General features: G+C 67.2%; 19 protein-coding genes. 16 read left to right on the top strand and 3 right to left on the bottom strand.

Annotated elements, in window-relative coordinates:
- Window positions 1-9: 9 nt before the first annotated feature.
- The 11 genes from nuoG to AC07OX_RS05860 are packed head-to-tail and all read left to right on the top strand — an operon-like array spanning window position 10 to window position 11307.
- The gene (gene nuoG / locus AC07OX_RS05910; protein WP_495260228.1) at window positions 10-2175 is read left to right on the top strand and encodes an NADH-quinone oxidoreductase subunit NuoG; all 2166 of its coding nucleotides are present in this window, start codon (window positions 10-12) and stop codon (window positions 2173-2175) included.
- Entirely contained in the window at window positions 2172-3248 is a 1077-nt protein-coding gene (nuoH, locus tag AC07OX_RS05905; RefSeq protein ID WP_095949076.1) for an NADH-quinone oxidoreductase subunit NuoH, read from the top strand. The genes nuoG and nuoH overlap by 4 nt, the downstream gene beginning before the upstream one ends.
- Before the next feature lie 18 nt (window positions 3249-3266).
- Window positions 3267-3812 (top strand): NADH-quinone oxidoreductase subunit NuoI, encoded by a 546-nt coding sequence (gene nuoI / locus AC07OX_RS05900; protein WP_062475395.1) that lies wholly within the window; start codon window positions 3267-3269, stop codon window positions 3810-3812.
- Window positions 3813-3849: 37 nt separating this feature from the next.
- Window positions 3850-4509, top strand: a complete 660-nt coding sequence (locus AC07OX_RS05895) for an NADH-quinone oxidoreductase subunit J (protein ID WP_062475392.1) — start codon at window positions 3850-3852, stop codon at window positions 4507-4509.
- Window positions 4506-4814 carry an NADH-quinone oxidoreductase subunit NuoK gene (nuoK, locus tag AC07OX_RS05890; protein ID WP_007837741.1) on the top strand — a complete coding sequence of 103 codons (309 nt, stop codon included), beginning with the start codon at window positions 4506-4508 and terminating at the stop codon, window positions 4812-4814. The genes AC07OX_RS05895 and nuoK overlap by 4 nt, the downstream gene beginning before the upstream one ends.
- Window positions 4815-4821: 7 nt before the next feature.
- Complete coding sequence (gene nuoL / locus AC07OX_RS05885) at window positions 4822-6867, top strand: NADH-quinone oxidoreductase subunit L (RefSeq protein ID WP_070063108.1); 2046 nt, start codon at window positions 4822-4824, stop codon at window positions 6865-6867.
- A 25-nt stretch (window positions 6868-6892) separates the two neighbouring features.
- Window positions 6893-8371, top strand: coding sequence for an NADH-quinone oxidoreductase subunit M (locus tag AC07OX_RS05880; protein ID WP_062475386.1), 1479 nt, complete (start codon window positions 6893-6895; stop codon window positions 8369-8371).
- A gap of 24 nt (window positions 8372-8395) precedes the next feature.
- The gene (nuoN, locus tag AC07OX_RS05875; protein ID WP_062475383.1) at window positions 8396-9883 is read left to right on the top strand and encodes an NADH-quinone oxidoreductase subunit NuoN; all 1488 of its coding nucleotides are present in this window, start codon (window positions 8396-8398) and stop codon (window positions 9881-9883) included.
- Window positions 9884-9897: 14 nt separating this feature from the next.
- Complete coding sequence (locus AC07OX_RS05870; RefSeq protein WP_062475381.1) at window positions 9898-10203, top strand: DUF2818 family protein; 306 nt, start codon at window positions 9898-9900, stop codon at window positions 10201-10203.
- A gap of 5 nt (window positions 10204-10208) precedes the next feature.
- Window positions 10209-10814, top strand: a complete 606-nt coding sequence (locus AC07OX_RS05865; RefSeq protein WP_062475370.1) for an NUDIX domain-containing protein — start codon at window positions 10209-10211, stop codon at window positions 10812-10814.
- A 7-nt stretch (window positions 10815-10821) separates the two neighbouring features.
- Entirely contained in the window at window positions 10822-11307 is a 486-nt protein-coding gene (locus tag AC07OX_RS05860) for a DUF1178 family protein (RefSeq protein WP_095949073.1), read from the top strand.
- Between the two features lie 39 nt (window positions 11308-11346).
- On the opposite strand, the gene AC07OX_RS05855 is transcribed toward AC07OX_RS05860, so the two are convergent.
- The gene (locus AC07OX_RS05855; RefSeq protein ID WP_495260227.1) at window positions 11347-13134 is read right to left on the bottom strand and encodes an ABC transporter transmembrane domain-containing protein; all 1788 of its coding nucleotides are present in this window, start codon (window positions 13132-13134) and stop codon (window positions 11347-11349) included.
- Between the two features lie 78 nt (window positions 13135-13212).
- On the opposite strand from AC07OX_RS05855, the gene AC07OX_RS05850 reads away from it, so the two are divergent.
- The 5 genes from AC07OX_RS05850 to AC07OX_RS05830 are packed head-to-tail and all read left to right on the top strand — an operon-like array spanning window position 13213 to window position 19116.
- Window positions 13213-13749 (top strand): MarR family winged helix-turn-helix transcriptional regulator, encoded by a 537-nt coding sequence (locus AC07OX_RS05850; RefSeq protein ID WP_159271080.1) that lies wholly within the window; start codon window positions 13213-13215, stop codon window positions 13747-13749.
- Window positions 13742-15220: an efflux transporter outer membrane subunit gene (locus tag AC07OX_RS05845; RefSeq protein ID WP_495260226.1), complete on the top strand. Its 1479-nt coding sequence runs from the start codon at window positions 13742-13744 to the stop codon at window positions 15218-15220. Before AC07OX_RS05850 ends, AC07OX_RS05845 begins: the two co-directional genes overlap by 8 nt.
- A gap of 35 nt (window positions 15221-15255) precedes the next feature.
- Window positions 15256-16590 carry an HlyD family secretion protein gene (locus tag AC07OX_RS05840; protein WP_495260225.1) on the top strand — a complete coding sequence of 445 codons (1335 nt, stop codon included), beginning with the start codon at window positions 15256-15258 and terminating at the stop codon, window positions 16588-16590.
- A 35-nt stretch (window positions 16591-16625) separates the two neighbouring features.
- Complete coding sequence (locus AC07OX_RS05835; protein WP_062474087.1) at window positions 16626-18188, top strand: DHA2 family efflux MFS transporter permease subunit; 1563 nt, start codon at window positions 16626-16628, stop codon at window positions 18186-18188.
- 19 nt (window positions 18189-18207) lie between these two features.
- Complete coding sequence (locus AC07OX_RS05830) at window positions 18208-19116, top strand: LysR family transcriptional regulator (RefSeq protein WP_495260224.1); 909 nt, start codon at window positions 18208-18210, stop codon at window positions 19114-19116.
- Window positions 19117-19132: 16 nt separating this feature from the next.
- On the opposite strand, the gene AC07OX_RS05825 is transcribed toward AC07OX_RS05830, so the two are convergent.
- Entirely contained in the window at window positions 19133-19576 is a 444-nt protein-coding gene (locus AC07OX_RS05825) for a cupin domain-containing protein (protein ID WP_495260223.1), read from the bottom strand.
- 51 nt (window positions 19577-19627) lie between these two features.
- Window positions 19628-20245 carry a cysteine hydrolase family protein gene (locus AC07OX_RS05820; protein ID WP_495260222.1) on the bottom strand — a complete coding sequence of 206 codons (618 nt, stop codon included), beginning with the start codon at window positions 20243-20245 and terminating at the stop codon, window positions 19628-19630.
- Between the last annotated feature and the right edge of the window lie 2 nt (window positions 20246-20247).

Here is a 20247-nt window from a genome sequence, read left to right as displayed (position 1 = left end):
AACACAGACATGATCGAAATCGAACTCGACGGCAAGAAGGTCGAAGTGACCGAAGGCAGCATGGTGATGCATGCGGCCGAAAAGGCGGGCACCTACATCCCGCACTTCTGCTATCACAAGAAACTCAGCATCGCGGCCAACTGCCGCATGTGCCTGGTCGACGTGGAAAAGGCGCCCAAGCCGATGCCGGCCTGCGCCACGCCCGTCACGCAGGGCATGATCGTTCGCACCAAGAGCGACAAGGCCATCAAGGCCCAGCAGTCCGTCATGGAGTTCCTGCTGATCAACCACCCGCTGGATTGCCCCATCTGCGACCAGGGCGGCGAATGCCAGCTGCAGGACCTGGCCGTGGGCTACGGCGGCTCTTCTTCGCGTTACGAAGAAGAAAAGCGCGTCGTGTTCCACAAGGACGTCGGCCCGCTGATCAGCATGGAAGAGATGAGCCGCTGCATCCACTGCACGCGCTGCGTCCGTTTTGGCCAGGAAGTGGCCGGCGTGATGGAGCTGGGCATGTCGCACCGCGGCGAGCATTCCGAAATCGAAACCTTCCTCGGCGACTCGGTCGACTCCGAGCTGTCGGGCAACATGATCGACATCTGCCCGGTCGGCGCGCTCACGAGCAAGCCGTTCCGCTACAGCGCCCGCACCTGGGAGTTGTCGCGCCGCAAGTCGGTGAGCCCGCACGATTCCACCGGTGCCAACCTGATCGTCCAGGTCAAGAACAACCGCGTGATGCGCGTGGTGCCGCTCGAGAACGAAGACGTCAACGAATGCTGGATCGCCGACCGCGACCGCTTCTCGTACGAAGCGCTCAACGGCACGGAACGTCTGACGCAGCCCATGCTGAAGCAGGGCGGCCAATGGCAGCAGGTCGACTGGCAGACGGCGCTCGAGTACGTCGCCAACGGCCTCAAGCAGATCAAGACCGACCACGGTGCGCAAAGCATCGGCACGCTGGTCAGCCCGCACAGCACGCTCGAAGAGCTGCAACTCGCCGCCATGCTCACGCGTGAACTCGGCAGCGACAACATCGACTACCGCCTGCGCAATGCCGAATTCACGGCCTTCGAAGGCGTGCGTTGGCTCGGCACTTCGATCGCTTCGCTCACGCAAGTGCAGCGCGCGCTGGTCGTCGGTTCGAACCTCCGCAAGGAACACCCGCTGTTTGCGCAGCGCATCCGCCAGGCCGTGCGCAAGGGCGCCGCGCTGTCGGTGATCACCTCGTCCAGCCTCATGGCCGACCGCGGTGCCTGGGCCATCGACGTGGCGCAAGCGGCCATCGTCGAAGCCGACCAGTGGGTCGAGGCGCTGGCCGCCGTGGCCGCTGCCATCGCCCAGACCAACGGCGCCGCCGCACCGCTGGCACCGAAGAACGCACCCGACGCCGTCGCGCAAGCCATCGCAGCCTCGCTGCTGAGCGGCGAACGCAAGGCGATCCTGCTCGGCAATGCCGCCGCGCACCACGCGCAAGCCAGCAGCCTGCTGGCCCTCGCGAACTGGATCGGCGCACAGACCGGCGCCACCGTCGGCTACCTGACCGAAGCGGGCAACACCGTGGGCGCACAGCTCGTCGGCGCCTTCCCGCAGAACGGCGGCCTCGATGCCGGCCGCATGCTCGCCGCCGGCTCCGGCCTCAAGGCCGTGCTGCTGCTGAACACCGAACCGGTGTTCGACTCGGCCGCCGGTGCTGCCGCCGCCGATGTCATCGGCAATGCGCAGATGGTGGTCACGCTGAGCCCCTTCAAGGCCAACCTCGAGTTCAGCGACGTGCTGCTGCCCATCGCCCCGTTCACCGAAACGCCCGGCACCTTCGTCAATGCCGAAGGCCGCCTGCAGGGTTTCCATGCCGTCGTGAAGCCGCAAGGCGAAACGCGTCCGGCCTGGAAGGTGCTGCGCGTGCTGGCGAACCTGCTCGGCCTGCCGGGCTTCGCCTTCGAATCGACCGCCGAGGTGCTGGCCACCGTCGGTGACAAGGGCACCGTGCCGGCGAACGCGCTGAGCAACGCCACCTCCGCCAAGGCCGTCGCGGCCAGCGGCGCCGTGGCCGCACCCGTGGTCGCGAGCATCTACCAGCTCGACTCGATCGTGCGCCGCGCACCGTCGCTGCAGCTGACCGCCGACGCGCGCCACAGCGCACAGGCCGCACCCGCTCGTGCCGAGGAGGCCCTGGCATGATCGACGCAATTCATGGCTTCGGCCAGGGGCTGGTCGCCGCAGGCTGGTGGACGTCCGTCGTCTGGCCCGTGGTCTGGACGCTGATCAAGATCATCGTCGTCGTGATCCCGCTGATGTTGGCTGTGGCGTACCTCACGCTGTGGGAGCGCAAGGCCATCGGCTTCACGCAGATCCGCGTGGGCCCGAACCGCATCGGGCCGCTGGGCCTGCTGCAGCCGATCGCCGACGCGCTCAAGCTGATGACCAAGGAAATCATCCTTCCGACGGTCGCCAACAAGGGCCTGTTCCTGCTCGGTCCCATCATGACCATCATGCCGGCGCTGGCCGCATGGGCCGTGATTCCCTTCGGCCCCGACGTGGCGTTGGCCAACATCAACGCCGGCCTGCTGTTCGTGATGGCCATCACCTCGCTCGAGGTGTACGGCGTGATCATCGCCGGCTGGGCCTCGAACTCGAAGTACGCCTTCCTGGGTGCGCTGCGCGCCTCGGCGCAGATGGTGAGCTACGAAATCGCGATGGGCTTCTGCTTCGTCGTGGTGCTGATGGTCACGGGCAGCCTGAACATGTCCGACATCGTGACGGTGCAGGGCAAGGGCATGTTCCAAGACATGGGCATTGGCTTCCTGTCGTGGAACTGGCTGCCGCTGCTGCCGATCTTCGTCGTGTACTTCATCTCGGGCCTGGCCGAAACCAACCGCCACCCGTTCGACGTGGTGGAAGGCGAATCCGAAATCGTGGCCGGCCACATGATCGAGTACTCGGGCATGAGCTTCGCGATGTTCTTCCTGGCCGAGTACGCCAACATGTGGCTCGTCTCGATCCTGACCGTGGTGCTGTTCCTCGGTGGATGGCTGCCGCCGTTCGAGTTCCTGAGCTTCATTCCGGGCTGGATCTGGCTGGGCCTGAAGACCTTCTGCGTGGTCACCATGTTCCTGTGGGTGCGCTCGACGTTCCCGCGCTTCCGCTACGACCAGATCATGCGTCTGGGCTGGAAGATCTTCATTCCCGTCACCCTGGTGTGGCTGGTCGTGGTCGGTGGCTGGATGCAGACGCCGTTCAACATCTGGAAATAAGCAGGAAGCGACGACATCATGACTGCTTCACACACCGCCGGAGGGCTCGGACGCACCTCCAAGCTGGCCTCCGCACCGTTCTCGCTCAAGGACTTCCTGGGCAGCTTCATGCTGTTCGAACTGTTCAAGGGCCTGGCCATCACGGGCAAGTACGCCTTCGCGCGCAAGATCACCGTCCAGTTCCCCGAAGAGAAGACGCCGCTGTCGCCGCGCTTTCGCGGCCTGCACGCGCTGCGCCGCTACGAGAACGGCGAAGAGCGCTGCATCGCCTGCAAGCTGTGCGAGGCCGTGTGCCCCGCGCTGGCGATCACCATCGAATCCGACGTGCGTGACGACGGCTCGCGCCGCACCACGCGCTACGACATCGACCTGACCAAGTGCATCTTCTGCGGCTTCTGCGAAGAGAGCTGCCCGGTCGACTCGATCGTCGAGACGCACATCTTCGAATACCACGGCGAAAAGCGCGGCGACCTGTACTTCACCAAGGACATGCTGCTGGCCGTGGGCGACCGCTACGAAAAAGAAATCGCGGCGAACAAGGCGGCCGACGCCAAGTACCGCTGAGCCGGCTCCGCTCGAAACCCGTACCAATCGAATTCCAATGGACGTCAAGACCGGTCTGTTCTATCTGTTTGCCGCGGTGCTGCTGTTTGCAGCCTTCCGCGTCATCACCTCCCGCAACCCCGTGTACGCCGCGCTGTACCTAGTGCTGGCTTTCTTCCAGGCCTCGGCCATCTGGCTGCTGCTGCGCGCCGAGTTCCTGGCGATCTCGCTCGTGCTGGTGTACGTCGGTGCCGTGATGGTGCTGTTCCTGTTCGTCGTGATGATGCTGGACATCGACGTCGACGGCCTGCGAGAGGGCTTCTGGAAGCACTTCCCGCTGGCCGCCGGCATCGGCGCGCTCATCGCGCTCGAAATGGCCGCCGTGCTCATGGGCGGCTTCCGCCTGGGCGAAGGCCCGCGCGCCATGGCGACGACCTCGCCCAACAGTTCGAACACGCTCGAGCTGGGCAAGCTGCTGTATTCCGAATACCTCTATCCGCTGGAAATCGCCGCGGTCATCCTGCTGGTGGCCATCATTGCCGCCATCGCACTGACGCTGCGCACCCGCAAGGACAGCAAGTACGTCAACCCGTCGGACCAGGTGCGCGTGAAGGCGCGCGACCGCGTGCGCATCGTGCAGATGCCCGTCACGCGCGCGGCCGAGCCGGTGGTTGAGGCCCCGGCAGCGGATGCCGCTGCAAAGGAAAACAAGGCATGACGCTCACGCTCGGACACTTTCTCTCGCTCGGCGCGATGCTCTTCGCGCTGTCGGTGATCGGCATCTTCCTGAACCGCAAGAACCTGATCGTGCTGCTGATGGCCATCGAACTGATGCTGCTGGCGGTCAACATGAACTTCGTGGCCTTCTCGCACTACCTGGGTGACATGCACGGCCAGATCTTCGTGTTCTTCATCCTGACGGTGGCGGCGGCCGAATCGGCCATCGGCCTGGCGCTGCTGGTCCTGTTGTTCCGCAACAAGTCCAACATCAACGTCGACGAACTCAACTCGCTCAAGGGTTGACAGCAGTATGAGCGCAACCCTTTCCGCATCCACCTTGCTGGCCGTGCCGCTGGCACCCCTGGTCGGCGCCGCACTTGCCGGCCTGTTCGGCACGAAGTTCGGCGGCAACCACATCGGCCGCAAGGTCACGCATTCGCTGACCATCCTGGGCGTGTTCGTCGCCTTCGTGATCTCGGCGATGACGCTGAAGTCGGTCATCGTCGACGGCGCCCGCTTCAACCAGACCATCTACGAATGGATGATCGTCGGCGGCCTGAAGATGGAAGTCGGCTTCCTGGTCGACGGCCTCACAGCCATGATGATGTGCGTGGTGACCTTCGTGTCGCTGATGGTGCACATCTACACCATCGGCTACATGGAAGAAGACGACGGCTACAACCGCTTCTTCTCGTACATCTCGCTCTTTACCTTCTCGATGCTGATGCTCGTCATGAGCAACAACATGCTCCAGCTGTTCTTCGGCTGGGAGGCGGTGGGCCTGGTGTCGTACCTGCTGATCGGCTTCTGGTTCAACAAGCCCACGGCCATCTTCGCGAACATGAAGGCCTTCCTGGTCAACCGCGTGGGTGACTTCGGCTTCATCCTGGGCATCGGCCTGATCGCCGCCTACGCCGGCACGCTGAACTACGGCGAAGCCTTCGCCAAGGCGCACACGTTGGCCGGCATCACCTTCCCGGGCACCGAGTGGATGCTCATCACGGTGATCTGCATCTGCCTGTTCATCGGCGCGATGGGCAAGAGCGCCCAGTTCCCGCTGCACGTGTGGCTGCCCGACTCGATGGAAGGCCCGACCCCCATCTCGGCGCTGATCCACGCGGCGACCATGGTGACGGCCGGCATCTTCATGGTGGCGCGCATGTCGCCGCTGTTCGAGCTGAGCGACACGGCCCTGAGCTTCATCCTCGTGATCGGCGCCATCACCGCGCTGTTCATGGGCTTCCTGGGCATCATCCAGAACGACATCAAGCGCGTGGTCGCGTACTCGACGCTGTCGCAGCTGGGCTACATGACGGTGGCGCTCGGTGCCTCGGCCTACTCGGTCGCGGTGTTCCACCTGATGACGCACGCCTTCTTCAAGGCGCTGCTGTTCCTCGGCGCGGGCTCGGTGATCATCGGCATGCACCACAACCAGGACATCCGCTGGATGGGCGGCGTGCGCAAGTACATGCCCATCACCTGGATCACCTCGCTGCTGGGTTCGCTCGCCCTCATCGGCACGCCGTTCTTCTCGGGCTTCTACTCGAAGGACAGCATCATTGAGGCCGTGCACGAAAGCCACCTGTGGGGCGCGCAGTTCGCCTACTACGCGGTGCTGGCCGGCGTGTTCGTGACGGCGTTCTACTCGTTCCGCATGTACTTCCTGGTCTTCCACGGCAAGGAACGCTACGACCAGAACCCGGACGCACACCACGACGACCATGCGCACGACGCGCACGGACACGACGACCACGGCCATGGCCACGACGCCCACAAGCCGCACGAATCGCCGATGGTGGTCTGGCTGCCGCTGGTGCTGCTGGCGATCCCCTCGGTGGTGATCGGCTTCATGACCATCGACCCGATGCTGTTCGGCAGCTTCTTCAAGGACGCGATCTTCGTCGACGGTGCCAAGCACCACGCGATGGGCGAACTGAAGGAAGCCTTCCACGGCCCGGTCGCCATGGCGATCCACGGCCTGCAGACCGCACCGTTCTGGCTGGCACTGGCTGGCGTGGCGCTGTCGTACTACATGTACATGATGAACCCGGCACTGCCGGCGGCCATCAAGCGCGCCTTCAGCCCGATCTACAACCTGCTCGAGAACAAGTACTACCTCGACTGGATCAACGAGAACATCCTCGCCCGCGGTGCGCGCCTGCTCGGCACGGGCCTGTGGAAGGGCGGCGACCAGGCGCTGATCGACGGCGCGCTCGTCAACGGTTCCTGGAAGGTGGTGGGTCGCGTGGCCGGCGTCGTGCGCTGGCTGCAGTCGGGCTTCATCTACCACTACGCCTTCGCGATGCTGCTGGGCATCTTCATCCTGATGACGTACTTCGTCTGGTTCAAACGTTGAGCCCGAACGCTGGAGAAAAAGAAAAATGGGTTTGTTGAGCCTTGCCATCTGGGTGCCGATCGCATTCGGCGCCGTGCTGCTGGCGTTTGGCCGCGACGAGCACGCCAAGGGCGTGCGCTGGGTCGCGCTCGTCGGTGCCATCGTGAGCTTCCTGGTCACGGTGCCGCTGTTCACGCGCTTCCAGAACGGAACCGCCGCGATGCAGTTCGTCGAGAAGACGAGCTGGATCTCGCGCTTCAACGTCAACTACCACCTGGGCATCGACGGCATGTCGCTGTGGCTGGTGCTGCTGACCTCGTTCATCACGGTCGTGGTCGTGATCTCGGCCTGGGAAGTGATCACCGAGCGCGTGAACCAGTACATGGGCGCGTTCCTGATCCTGTCGGGTTTCATGATCGGCGTGTTCTCGGCGCTCGACGGCATCCTGTTCTACGTGTTCTTCGAAGCCACGCTGATCCCGATGTATCTGATCATCGGCATCTGGGGCGGCCCGAACAAGATCTACGCGGCGTTCAAGTTCTTCCTGTACACGCTGCTCGGCTCGCTGCTGATGCTGGTCGCGCTGATCTTCCTGTACAACAAGTCGGGCGGCAGCTTCGACATCCTGAGCTGGCACAAGCTGCCGCTGGGTTCGACCGCGCAGACCTTCCTGTTCTTTGCCTTCTTCGCGGCCTTCGCCGTCAAGGTGCCGATGTGGCCGGTCCACACCTGGCTGCCCGACGTGCACGTCGAGGCCCCCACGGGCGGTTCGGCCGTGCTGGCCGCGATCATGCTGAAGCTGGGTGCCTACGGTTTCCTGCGCTTCTCGATGCCCATCGCGCCTGACGCTTCGCACGAATGGGCCTGGCTCATGATCGCGCTGTCGCTCATCGCCGTGATCTACGTGGGCCTGGTTGCGCTGGTGCAGCAGGACATGAAGAAGCTGGTGGCGTACTCGTCGGTCGCCCACATGGGCTTCGTGACGCTGGGCTTCTTCATCTTCAACGAGCTCGGCGTGTCCGGCGGCATCGTGCAGATGATTGCCCACGGCTTCGTGTCGGGCGCCATGTTCCTGGGCATCGGCGTGCTGTACGACCGCGTGCACTCGCGCCAGATCGCCGACTACGGCGGCGTGGTCAACACCATGCCCAAGTTCGCCGCGTTCGCGCTGCTGTTCGCCATGGCCAACTGCGGCCTGCCGGGCACCGCCGGTTTCGTGGGCGAATGGATGGTGATCCTGGGCGCCGTGAAGGCCAACTTCTGGGTCGGCCTGGGGGCCGCCACCGCACTGATCTTCGGCGCTGCCTACACCCTGTGGATGTACAAGCGCGTGTACCTGGGCCCGGTCGGCAACGACCACGTCAAGGAACTGAAGGACATCAACGCCCGCGAATTCCTGATGCTCTCGCTGCTGGCAATCGCCGTGCTGTGGATGGGCCTGTATCCGAAGCCTTTCACCGACGCGATGGATGCCTCCGTCGTCGAGCTTCTGCGCCATGTGGCGATTTCGAAGCTGCCCGTCTGATGCCACGCTGAAGAAGAGAACGAGATGATTGACAAACTCAGCTGGGTGACGATCTACCCCGAAATCGTGTTGCTGGTCATGGCCTGCATCATTGCGCTGGTCGACCTGTCGGACACGAGCCCGCGCCGCACCCGCACCTACATCCTGACGCTGCTCACGCTGGCGGCGGTGGCCGTGCTGACCGGCCTGGCCGCTGTCGGCGGCAAGACCTCCTACGGCTTCGGCGGCATGGTGGTGAGCGACACGATGGGCAACTGGCTCAAGTGCTTCGCCTCGCTGGCCCTGATGGTGACGCTGGTCTACGGCCGTCCCTACGCGGCCGACCGCGAGATGCTGCGTGGCGGCGAGATGTTCACGATCAGCATGCTGGCCCTGCTGGGCATGTTCGTGATGATCGGCGGCAGCAACTTCCTGCTGATCTACCTCGGCCTGGAATTGCTCACGCTGTCGAGCTACGCGCTCGTGGCGCTGCGCCGCGACAACGCGGTGGCCAGCGAAGCCGCCATGAAGTACTTCGTGCTCGGCGCCATGGCCAGCGGCTTCCTGCTGTACGGCCTGTCGATGATGTACGGCGCCACCGGCTCGCTCGACCTGAACGAAGTGTTCAAGGCGATCTCGACCGGCAAGGTGAACCACCAGGTGCTGGTATTCGGTCTGGTCTTCATCGTGGCCGGCCTGGCGTTCAAGGTCGGTGCCGCTCCGTTCCACATGTGGGTGCCCGACGTCTACCAGGGCGCGCCGACGGCGATCACGCTGCTGATCGGTGCCGCGCCAGAGCTGGCTGCCTTCGGCATCATCATCCGTCTCCTGGTCGACGGCCTGCAGCCGCTGGCCATCGACTGGCAGCAGATGCTCGCCGTGCTGGCGGTGGCGTCACTCGTGATCGGCAACCTGGCCGCCATCGCGCAGAGCAACCTCAAGCGCATGCTGGCCTACTCGACCATCGCGCAGATGGGCTTCATGCTGCTGGGCCTGGTGGCGGGTTCCGACCTGCAGGGCACGCAGAACGCGCAGGCCGCCTACAGCGCCGCGATGTTCTACGTCGTGACCTACGTGCTGACCACGCTGGCGAGCTTCGGCATCATCCTGCTGCTGGCGCGCGAAGGCTTCGAAAGCGAAGAGATCACCGACCTGGCCGGCCTGAACCAGCGCAGCCCGCTGTACGCCGGCGTGATGGCCATCGCGATGTTCTCGCTGGCCGGCCTGCCGCCACTCGTTGGCTTCTACGCCAAGCTGGCCGTGCTGCAGGCGCTGATCGCCTCGGGCGCCGCCATCTACATCGGCCTGGCGGTGTTCGCCGTGATCACCTCGCTGATCGGCGCGTTCTACTACCTGCGCGTGGTCAAGGTCATGTACTTCGACGCGCCCGTCACGGCGACCACCGTGTCGGCCTCGTTCGACGTGCGCACCGTGCTCACGATCAACGGCGCGCTGATCCTGATTCTTGGTGTCCTGCCCGGCGGTCTGATGACGCTGTGCTACGACGCCATCGCGGCCACGCTGGCCCACTGACGCGGCCCGCACAGGTGTCGCAAACCGCGTCGGTCTGGGTGGTGCTGCTGGTGGCCCTGGTGGCCGCCAACCTGCCGTTCCTGAATGAGCGTCTGTTCGGGGCGGTGCCCCTGTCGACCGCGCACAAGTCGCTCGCCATCCGCTTCGGCGAACTGGTGGTGCTGTACTTCATTGCTGGCGGCATCGGCCTGCTGTTCGAGCGCAGGGCAGGGCAGATCGCCGCCCAGGGCTGGGAGTTCTACGCGGTGACGGCCTCGCTGTTCGTCGTGCTGGCCTTCCCCGGGTTCACCTGGCGCTACCTGATGAAGCACAGGCACTGACCGACATGACTTCTCCCGCCCCCGATTCGCATCTGAAGGAAGCGCTCGTCAGCAGCGAAGAGCTCTTCAAGGGCAAGTTCCTGCACGCCAAGCGCGACACCATCCGCCTGCCCGACGGCCACAATGCCACGCGCGAGTACGTGGTGCACCCCGGTGCGGTGGTGGTGATTCCGCTGCTCGACGACGGTCGCGTGGTGCTGGAGCGCCAGTTCCGCTACCCGGTGGACCGCGTGATCGTGGAGTTTCCCGCGGGCAAGCTCGACGCTGGCGAAGATCCGCTGCTGTGCGGTCAGCGCGAACTGCTCGAGGAAACCGGCTACTCCGCGCGCGAATGGGCGCATGCGGGCGCCACGCACCTGGCGGTGGCGTACTCGACCGAAATCATCCACATCTACTTCGCACGCGGCCTCTCGCTGGGCGAGCGCCAGCTCGATCACGGCGAGTTTCTCGACGTGTTCACCGCCACGCCGCAGGAGCTCATCGGCTGGTGCCGCGACGGCACCGTGACCGACGCGAAGACGCTCACCTGCGCCCTGTGGCTGCAGAACGTCCTGTCGGGCGCATGGGCACTGGATTGGCAGGCCGCAGCCTCGCAAGGCGGCGCGGGATAATCCGCGCATGAAGGTCCTCGATCTCCGCTGCACGCACGGCCACGGCTTCGAGGGCTGGTTTGCGTCCAATGAAGCGTTCGACAGCCAGCTCGCCAGCGGCCTCGTCGAGTGCCCGGTCTGCGGCGACACCGCCATCGTCAAGCTGCTGAGCGCGCCCCGCCTGAACCTGAGCAACGCCAAGGCGCCGAAGGAAGAAGGGCGCGGCGACGCGGCCCGCGCGCCGGCGGCACCCGCAACGCCTTCCACGCAAGTATCCGCAAGCGCGACTTCACCTGAAGCCCGCTGGATGCGCGCCGTGCGCGAAGTGCTGGCCAAGACCGAAGACGTCGGCGACCGCTTTGCCGACGAGGCGCGCAAGATGCACTACGGCGAAACCGCCGAGCGCGGCATCCGCGGCCAGGCCACGCCAGAGCAGACCGAGGCGCTGCTCGACGAAGGCATTCCGGTGATGGCGCTGCCGATTCCGGCGGCGCTGAAAGAAACCCTGCAGTAACCGACCGGCTCGACGACGAGCCAGTCCGGCCCGGCCCGCTCAGGCCGTGAACTGCAGCGCGGCCAGCCGCGCGTACACGCCGCCTTGCGCCACCAGCGCCGCGTGCGTTCCCTGTTCGACGATGCCGCCGTGGTCCAGCACGATGATGCGGTCGGCCTTCTGCACGGTAGCCAGGCGGTGGGCGATCACGAGCGTGGTGCGGTTTTCCATCGCCGATTCGAGCGCGGCCTGCACCATGCGCTCGCTCTCGGCGTCGAGTGCGCTTGTGGCTTCGTCCAGCAGCAGCAGCGGCGGGTTTTTCAGGATGGCCCGCGCGATGGCGATGCGCTGGCGCTGGCCGCCCGACAGCCGCACGCCGCGTTCGCCCAGGAAGGTGTCGTAGCCCTCGGGCAGGGCCTGCAGGAAGTCGTGTGCGAAGGCGGCGCGCGCCGCGGCGTGCACCTCGTCGGCGCTGGCCTCGGGCCGACCGTAGCGGATGTTCTCGAAAGCGCTGGCCGAGAAGATCACCGCGTCCTGCGGCACGAGGCCGATGCGGGTGCGCAGGTCGTGCAGCGCGAGCGCATCGAGCGACGCGCCGTCGAGCACGATGCGGCCCGACTGCGGGTCGTAGTAGCGCAGCAGCAGCTGGAACACCGTGCTCTTGCCCGCGCCGCTGGACCCCACCAGCGCCACGGTCTCGCCCGGCGCGATGTCCAGGCTGAAGTCGCGCAGCGCCGGCGTGCCCGGCCGCGAGGGGTAGTGGAAGGTGATCGCGTCGAAGCGGATCGCGCTGCCCGCGGCGGGAACGGGCGCGACGGCCGGCTGTGCGGGTGAGGCAATGGCCGTCGGCGCGTGCAGCAGTTCCATCAGGCGCTCGGTGGCACCGGCGGCGCGCAGCAGGTCGCCGTACACCTCGCCGAGCACCGCGGTGGCGCTCGCGAGGATCGCCACGTAGACCACGGTCTGGCCCAGGTGGCCGGCCGTGATGTCGCCGCGCAGCACGGCCTGCGTGCCTTCGTACAGGCCCCAGAGCAGGGCGGCCGAGGTGGCAATGATGATGAAGGCCACGAGCACCGAGCGCGCGCGCGTGCGGCGCACGGCGGTATGAAAGGCGTTCTCGGTCGAGCCCTTGAAGCGGTCGGCCTCACGGCCTTCGGCCGTGTAGCTCTGCACCACCGGAATGGCGTTCAGCACCTCGGCCGCGATGGCGCTCGAGTCGGCCACGCGGTCCTGGCTGGCGCGCGACAGCTTCCGCACGCGGCGGCCGAACCACATGCTCGGCAGCACCACCAGCACCAGGATGCCCAGCACCTGCACCATCACATAGGGGTTGGTCCAGACCAGCACCGCCAGCGCGCCCACGCCCATGACGGCATTGCGCAGGCCCATGCTCAGCGACGAGCCGACGACCGTCTGCACGAGCGTGGTGTCGGCCGTCAGGCGCGACAGCACCTCGCCGGTCTGCGTGGTCTCGAAGAAAGCCGGGCTCTGCTGCAGCACGTGGCCGTAGACCGCGTTGCGCAGGTCGGCCGTGACGCGCTCGCCGAGCCAGCTCACCGTATAGAAGCGCGCGGCCGAAAACAGGCCCAGCGCCACGGCCACCGCGAAGAGGGCGCCGAAGTGCTCGCGCAGCGCCATGGTCTGGGCGCCCTTGTCGGCACTGACCAGGCCGCCGTCAATCAGGCTGCGCAGAGCGATAGGAAAAGCCAGCGTCGTGACGGCCGCCATCACCAGGAAGACCCCCGCCAGGACGATCTGCACGCGGTAGGGGCGAAGGAAGGGGCGCAACCCCGACAGCGAGCGGGGCGAACCCTTGGCTGCGGAGGACGACGGAGGGGAAGAAGCCATGGGCGCGAATTCTACCGAGCCCTTGCCCTCACAAAGGTCGCCTTGACAGTAATTGCCATGACAACTAATATTTCGGGCATGAGCGATGCCCCCATTTCCCCGGTCCCTCCGACGCCCGACGAGGCCGTGCGCCCGCCGGCCGACTTCTATCGCGCCGAGGACTACCGCGCCGAAGAGAGCATCGGCTACCTGATGCGCCGCATCGTCACGTCCGTGGGCCAGACCGTCGGCACGCGCATGTGCGAGCCCGGCAGCCCCACCTACCCGCAGTGGGTGCCGCTGTACAAGCTGCACGTCGGCGCCGCCACCACCGTGGCCGAACTGGCCCGCGCCTGCGAGCTCGACACCGGCGCCATGACGCGCCTGCTCGACCGCCTCGAGGCCAAGGGCCTGTGCCGGCGCGTGCGCTCGCTCGAAGACCGCCGCGTGGTCAACATCGAACTCACCGACGAAGGCCGTGCGGCCGCGAAGGAAGTGCCCTATGTGCTGAGCCGGGTACAGAACGAGTACCTGGCCGGCTTCAGCCTCGAAGAATGGGAGCAGCTCAAGGACTACTTGCGCCGCATCCTCGACAACGCACAGGGCCTCGCGGCCCGTGGAGAGAAGAATGACTGAGTCTTTCGCCGTGCGCGCGCTGCGCCGCACGCCCGTCGTGGCCGCCGCGCTGGCGGTGGTCGCGCTCGCCGGTTGCGCCGACATGGCCGGCATCGGCTCGCACGCGAAGTTGCGCGATGCATCCACGCTCGGCATCGCGGCCGACCCCGCGCGCGCCAACGTGCCCAGCCTGGACAGCCAGTGGTGGCAGGCCTTCGGCGACAGCCAGCTCAATGCGCTGGTCGACCAGGCCGTGGCCGGCAACCCGAACCTGCAGGTCGCGCGTGCGCGCCTCGTGCGCGCCCAGGCCTCGGCGGACATCGCCGGCGCGGCGCTGCTGCCCAAGGTCGGCGCCGACCTCAACCTGAACCGCCAGAAGTTCAACAACAACTACATCTACCCGGCGCCGCTGGGCGGCTCGACGCAGAACATCGGCCTGCTGCAGCTGGGCGCGAGCTGGGAGCTCGACTTCTTCGGCAAGAACCGCAGCGCGCTCGACACCGCCCTCGGCGCGGCCAATGCCGCCGCGGCCGACGCCGATGCCGCGCGCGTGCTGCTCGCGAGCAACGTGGCGCGCAGCTACTTCCAGTGGGCGCGCCTGAACGAACAGGTCGAAGTGGCCAAGCGCACGCTGGCCCAGCGCGACGAGACCTTCAAGCTGGTGCGCGACCGCGTCTCGGCCGGCCTCGATACGCGCCTCGAACTGCGCCAGAGCGAAGGCGGCCTGCCCGAAGCCCGTCAGCAGATCGAAGCGCTCAACGAGCAGATCGCGCTGCAGCAGCACGCACTCGATGCGCTCGTGGGCCAGCCCAACGTGTCGGCCTCGCTGAAGCCGCCGGTGCTCGCCGGCGTGAAGCCGATGGCGCTGCAGGCGAACATCCCGGCCGACCTGCTGGGCCGCCGCGCCGACATCGCCGCCGCGCGCTGGCGCGTCGAAGCGGCTACCAGCGACGTGGCCAATGCCAAGACCCAGTTCTATCCCAACGTGAACCTCACGGCCTTTGCCGGCTTCCAGAGCCTGGGCTTCGGCAAGCTGCTCAAGTCGGGCAGCGAGCAGTGGGGCGTGGGCCCGGCCATCCACCTGCCGATCTTCGAGGGCGGGCGCCTGCGCGCCAACCTGCGCGGCAAGTCGGCCGACCTCGACGTGGCCATCGAAAGCTACAACGCCACCGTGCTCGATGCGGTGCGCGACGCGGCCGACCAGGTCTCGAGCGCGCAGTCGATCGTGCGCCAGCAGACCGAGCAACGCGCCGCGCAGACGGCCGCCGAAGGCGCCTACGACATTGCCGTGCAGCGCTACCGCGCGGGCCTGGGCAACTACCTCAACGTGCTGACCGCCGAGACCGCCGTGCTGGCCCAGCGCCGCCTCGCGGTCGACCTGGCGGCCCGCGCCCTCGACACGCAGGTGGGCCTGGCGCGCGCCCTGGGCGGCGGCTGGCAGCCGCCGGCCACCGCCACGGCTTCGGCGCCGACGGCCGCCACCCAGAACTGATTTGCTGATCCGCCTTCTTCGGAAAGAACTCCATCATGAGCGATAACAACACTCCGACATCCGCTTCCCCCGTGCCCCCCACCGCAGCGCCAGACGCGCCCGACGCGCCCGCGGGCAACGGCAAGCGCCGCCGCGCACTCACCGTTCTCACCGCCGTGGTGCTGGTCGCCGGCGGCGGCTGGGGCCTGTACGAATGGCTGGTCGCCAGCCACTACGAGAACACCGACAACGCCTACGTGCAGGGCAACGTCATCCAGATCACGCCGCAGATCGGCGGCACCGTCATGGCCATCGGCGCCGACGACACCGACTTCGTGAAGGCCGGCCAGCCGCTGGTGCAGCTCGACCCGGCCGACGCCAAGGTGGCGCTCGAGCAGGCCGAGGCTGCGCTCGCGCAGGCCGTGCGCCAGGTGCGCACGCTGTACGCCAACAACGGCTCGCTGGCCGCGCAGGTCACGCTGCGCCAGAGCGACATTGCCAAGGCCCAGAGCGACATCGCCAAGGCGCAGGACGACCTGCAGCGCCGCCGCGCGCTGTCGGGCAACGGCGCCGTGTCGAAGGAAGAACTCAACCACGCCGAGACGCAGCTGGCCAACGCCAAGAGCGCGCTCGCTGCCGCACAGGCCGGCGTGGTCGCCGCGCGCGAGGCGCTGGCCAGCAACCAGTCGCTGACCGAAGGCACCAGCGTGGCCCAGCACCCGAGCGTGCTGGCCGCCGCCGCCAAGGTGCGCGAGGCCTACCTCGCCACGCAGCGCGTGGCCATGCCCGCGCCGGTCGACGGCTACGTCGCCAAGCGCACCGTGCAGCTGGGCCAGCGCGTGGCCGCCGGCACGCCGATGATGTCCATCGTGCCGCTGCACCAGCTGTGGGTCGACGCCAACTTCAAGGAAGTGCAGCTGCGCAACATCCGCATCGACCAACCCGTGAAGCTCACGGCCGACGTGTACGGCAAGAAGGTCGAGTACACCGGCAAGGTCGCCGGCCTGGGCGTGGGCACCGGCGCCGCCTTTGCGCTGCTGCCGGCGCAGAACGCCACCGGCAACTGGATCAAGGTGGTGCAGCGCGTGCCCGTGCGCATCGCGCTCGACCCCGAGCAGCTCAAGGCCAACCCGCTGCGCATCGGCCTGTCGATGGACGCGGAGATCGACATCACGCAGAAGACCGGCAAGATGCTGGCCGACGCGCCGCGCAGCACCGCCTTCGCGCAGACACAGGTCTACAGCCAGCTCGACCGCGGCGCCGACGCCGAGGTGGACCGCATCGTCGCCGCCAACCTCGGCCGCGGCGCGCCCACGGCAGCCGTGAACCGCCCGGCAGCGTCCGCCGCCGCACCGGCCGTGCACGCCGCCACGCAGGGCCAGCCGGGCTGATCGCCGCCGGCCGCTGAACCCTCACAGCCCGCGCCATGGCCACTGCTGCTCCTGCTTACATCGCGCACCCCCCGCTCGAGGGCTCCGCCCGCGTGTGGGGCACGGTCGCGCTGTCCGCCGCCACCTTCATGAACGTGCTCGACTCGTCGATCGCCAACGTGTCGCTGCCGGCCATCTCGGGCGACCTTGGCGTGAGCACCACGCAAGGCACCTGGGTCATCACCAGCTTCGCGGTGGCCAACGCCATCGCGGTGCCGCTCACGGGGTTCATGACCCAGCGCTTCGGCCAGGTGCGCCTGTTCATGGCCAGCGTGATCCTGTTCATGGTCGCTTCGCTGCTGTGCGGCCTGGCGCCCAACATGACCACGCTCATCCTGTTCCGCGCGTTGCAGGGCTTCGTGGCGGGGCCGATGATCCCGCTGTCGCAGACGCTGCTGCTGTCGAGCTACCCGAAGGCCAAGGCCGGCCTGGCCATGGCCATGTGGTCGATGACCACGCTGGTCGCGCCGGTGATGGGGCCGCTGCTCGGCGGCTGGATCACCGACAACATCTCGTGGCCGTGGATCTTCTACATCAACATCCCGGTCGGCATCGTGGCCGCGGCCATCACCTGGACGCTGTACCACAAGCGCGAGAGCAAGACGCACAAGGTGCCGATCGACGCCATCGGCCTGGCGCTGCTGGTGCTGTGGGTGGGCTCGCTGCAGCTCATGCTCGACAAGGGCAAGGAACTCGACTGGTTCCACTCGGCCGAGATCGTCACGATGGCCGTGGTGGCCGTGGTCGGCTTCGCCTTCTTCCTGGTCTGGGAGCTGACCGACAAGCACCCGGTGGTCGACCTGTCGCTGTTCAAGCGCCGCAACTTCTGGTCGGGCGCGGTGGCCACGGCCATCGCCTACGGCCTGTTCTTCGGCAACGTGGTGCTGCTGCCGCTGTGGCTGCAGCAGTGGATGGGCTACACCGCCACACAGGCGGGGATGATCATGGCGCCCGTGGGGCTGCTGGCGATCTTCTTCTCGCCGGTGGTGGGCCTCACGGTGTCCAAGATCGACCCGCGCCGCTATGCGACCTTCTCGTTCCTCGTGTTCGCGCTGGTGCTGTGGATGCGCTCGAACTTCAACACGCAGGCCGACTTCGTGACGATCATCATCCCGACGATCATCCAGGGCATCGCGATGGCGTTCTTCTTCATTCCGCTCGTGACCATCACGCTGTCGGGCCTCACGCCCGACCGCATCCCGGCCGCGTCGGGGCTGTCGAACTTCCTGCGCATCACGGCGGGCGCCATGGGCACCTCGATCGCCACCACGCTATGGGACAGCCGCGCGGCCCTGCACCACGCGCAGCTCGTGGAGTCGGTGAACCCGGGCAACAGCGCGGCCACCAGCGCCATCTCGGGGCTGACCGGCAGCGGCTTCAGTTCCGAGCAGGTGCTCGGGCAGATCAACCGCCTGGTCGACCAGCAGTCGTTCATGCTCGCGACGAACGACATCTTCTATGCCTCGGCGGTGCTGTTCCTGCTGCTGATCCCGCTGGTGTGGCTGGCGCGGCCGCAAAAGGGCGGCGCGGGCGGCGATGCGGCCGCCGGCGCGCACTGACAACCGGCAGCGCTCGCGCATGGACCAGTTCGCGGCCATGAAGGCGTTCCGCGCCGTCGTGGAGGCCGGCGGCTTCACCGCCGCGGCCGACGCGATGGACGTGTCGCATACGGTGGTCTCGCGCCACGTCAAGCAGCTGGAAACGGCACTGGGCGTGCAGCTGCTCAACCGCACCACGCGCCGCTTCGCGCTCACGCAGGCGGGCCAGGCCTACTACGAGCACGCGCGGCAGATCCTCGACCAGGTCGAGACCGCGGCGCTGGTCGTGGCGCAGCACCAGGTCGAACCCACGGGCCTGCTGCGCATCAACGCGCCGATGTCCTTTGGACTGGAGGAGCTGGCGCAGTGGCTGCCGGCTTTTCTCGACGCGCACCCGCAGGTCAAGGCCGACCTCGTGTGCAACGACCGCTTCGTCGACCTGATCGAAGAGGGCTTCGACGTGGGATTGCGACTGGCGTATGCACTCTCGGACTCGACGCTGATCGTCAAGCGCCTCGCGAGCTTCGAGGAATGGTGGGTGGCGTCGCCCGCCTACCTGCTGCGGCGCGGCACGCCGCGCACGCCCGCCGACCTGGCGGGGCACGACTGCCTCAACTATTCATTGGCCGCGAAGGCCGCACAGCCCAGCTTCACCGCGCCGGACGGCAGCGTCCACACGGTCGACGTGAGTGGGCGGCTGCAGGCCAACAGCGGGCTCGTGCTGCGCAGCGCCGCGCTGGCGGGCACGGGGCTGGCGGCGTCGCCGGCGTTCCTCGTGCGCGACCCTGTGGCGCGTGGCGAGCTGGTGCGCGTGCTGCCCGAGTTCCGCCAGCAGCCGCTGAACCTGTATGCGCTGTATCCGCAGAACCGGCACCTGTCGCCGAAGGTGCGGGCGTTTGTCGACTTTGCTGCCGCGCGCTACCTGCCCGCGCACGGGCAGGGCGACTGAGCGCGGCAGCCGCGCCTTACTTCGCTGCGGTGGGCACCAGGTCGAAGCGATCGCTCTGGTACTGGAACAACAGGCAGTTCGCCCCCGGCTCGCAGCCGCTGCGGTGCGGAAGCCGCGCCGGCAGCAGGTAGTACGAACCGGCCGGGTACAGCACCTTCTTGCCGTCATCGAAGATCGCATAGAACACACCCGAGAGCACGACGGACGGGAGCGCCTGTGTGTGGCGATGGTGCGGGTTGTCGAAGCCGGCCGGGAATTCGACGAAGGCTTCGTAGGGGCCGTTGCCCGTCAGGTTGCCGCGCACGTTGGCGTAGCGGATGCCGCCCGCGAGGGCCTGCCATTGCAGCGTGTCGGCCGGTGCCGAGATCGGCGTGCGGGGTGCCGGCGTGGCGGCAGTGGCGAGGCCCGACGCGCTCAGGGCGCAGGACAGGGCGAGGAACAAGGCAGAAGAGCGTTTCATGGTCATGGATCGAAGAGGTTGGATTCGTGGGGGCATGCGAAGGGCAGGGCGTCAGCGGCCCGCGTCCAGCAGTTGCAACACCTCGTCGGTCGAGCGCACCTCGGCCACCACATCCGACACGCCGCGCAGCGCCGCACGGTGCAGTTCGCGGTGGCCCAGCACGCCGCCTTCTTCCAGGTCGAGGTCGCGCGTCGCGCAGGCATCGCCCACGATGAGGCTCTGGTAGCCGCGCGGCGCGGCATCGAACGCCGTGGCCGACACGCACATGTGCGTCATGAGGCCCGTGAGGATCAGCGTCGTGATGCCGCGCGCCTGCAGCTCGGCCTCGAGCGTGGTGCCCGCGAAGGCGCTCGGCGTGGCCTTGCGCAGCACGGCGTGCTGCGGCGCCGGGCGCAGTGCGTCGTGGATGCCGAAGGCGTGGCTGCCGTCCGCGAAGATCGGGCTGTCGGCGGGCGCCACGTGCTGCACATGGAACACCGGCATCGCATGCCGGTCGGCGGCATCGATCAGGCGCCGCGCCTGGCGCAGGGCGGCCCCTCCGTCGGGAATGGGCATGCGCCCGTCGAAATACTCGTTCTGGAAATCGATCGCGATCAGCGCCGTGGTGGCGGGATCGAGACGGCTCGTGGGCACGGCGCCGGTGAGGCTGCGAATGCTGGGGTGCTTCATGC

This window comes from Variovorax sp. GW821-FHT09D07 (assembly GCF_059416345.1).
Note: the sequence above shows the minus strand (reverse complement) of the source record. Positions and strands in the feature narration are given on the sequence as shown.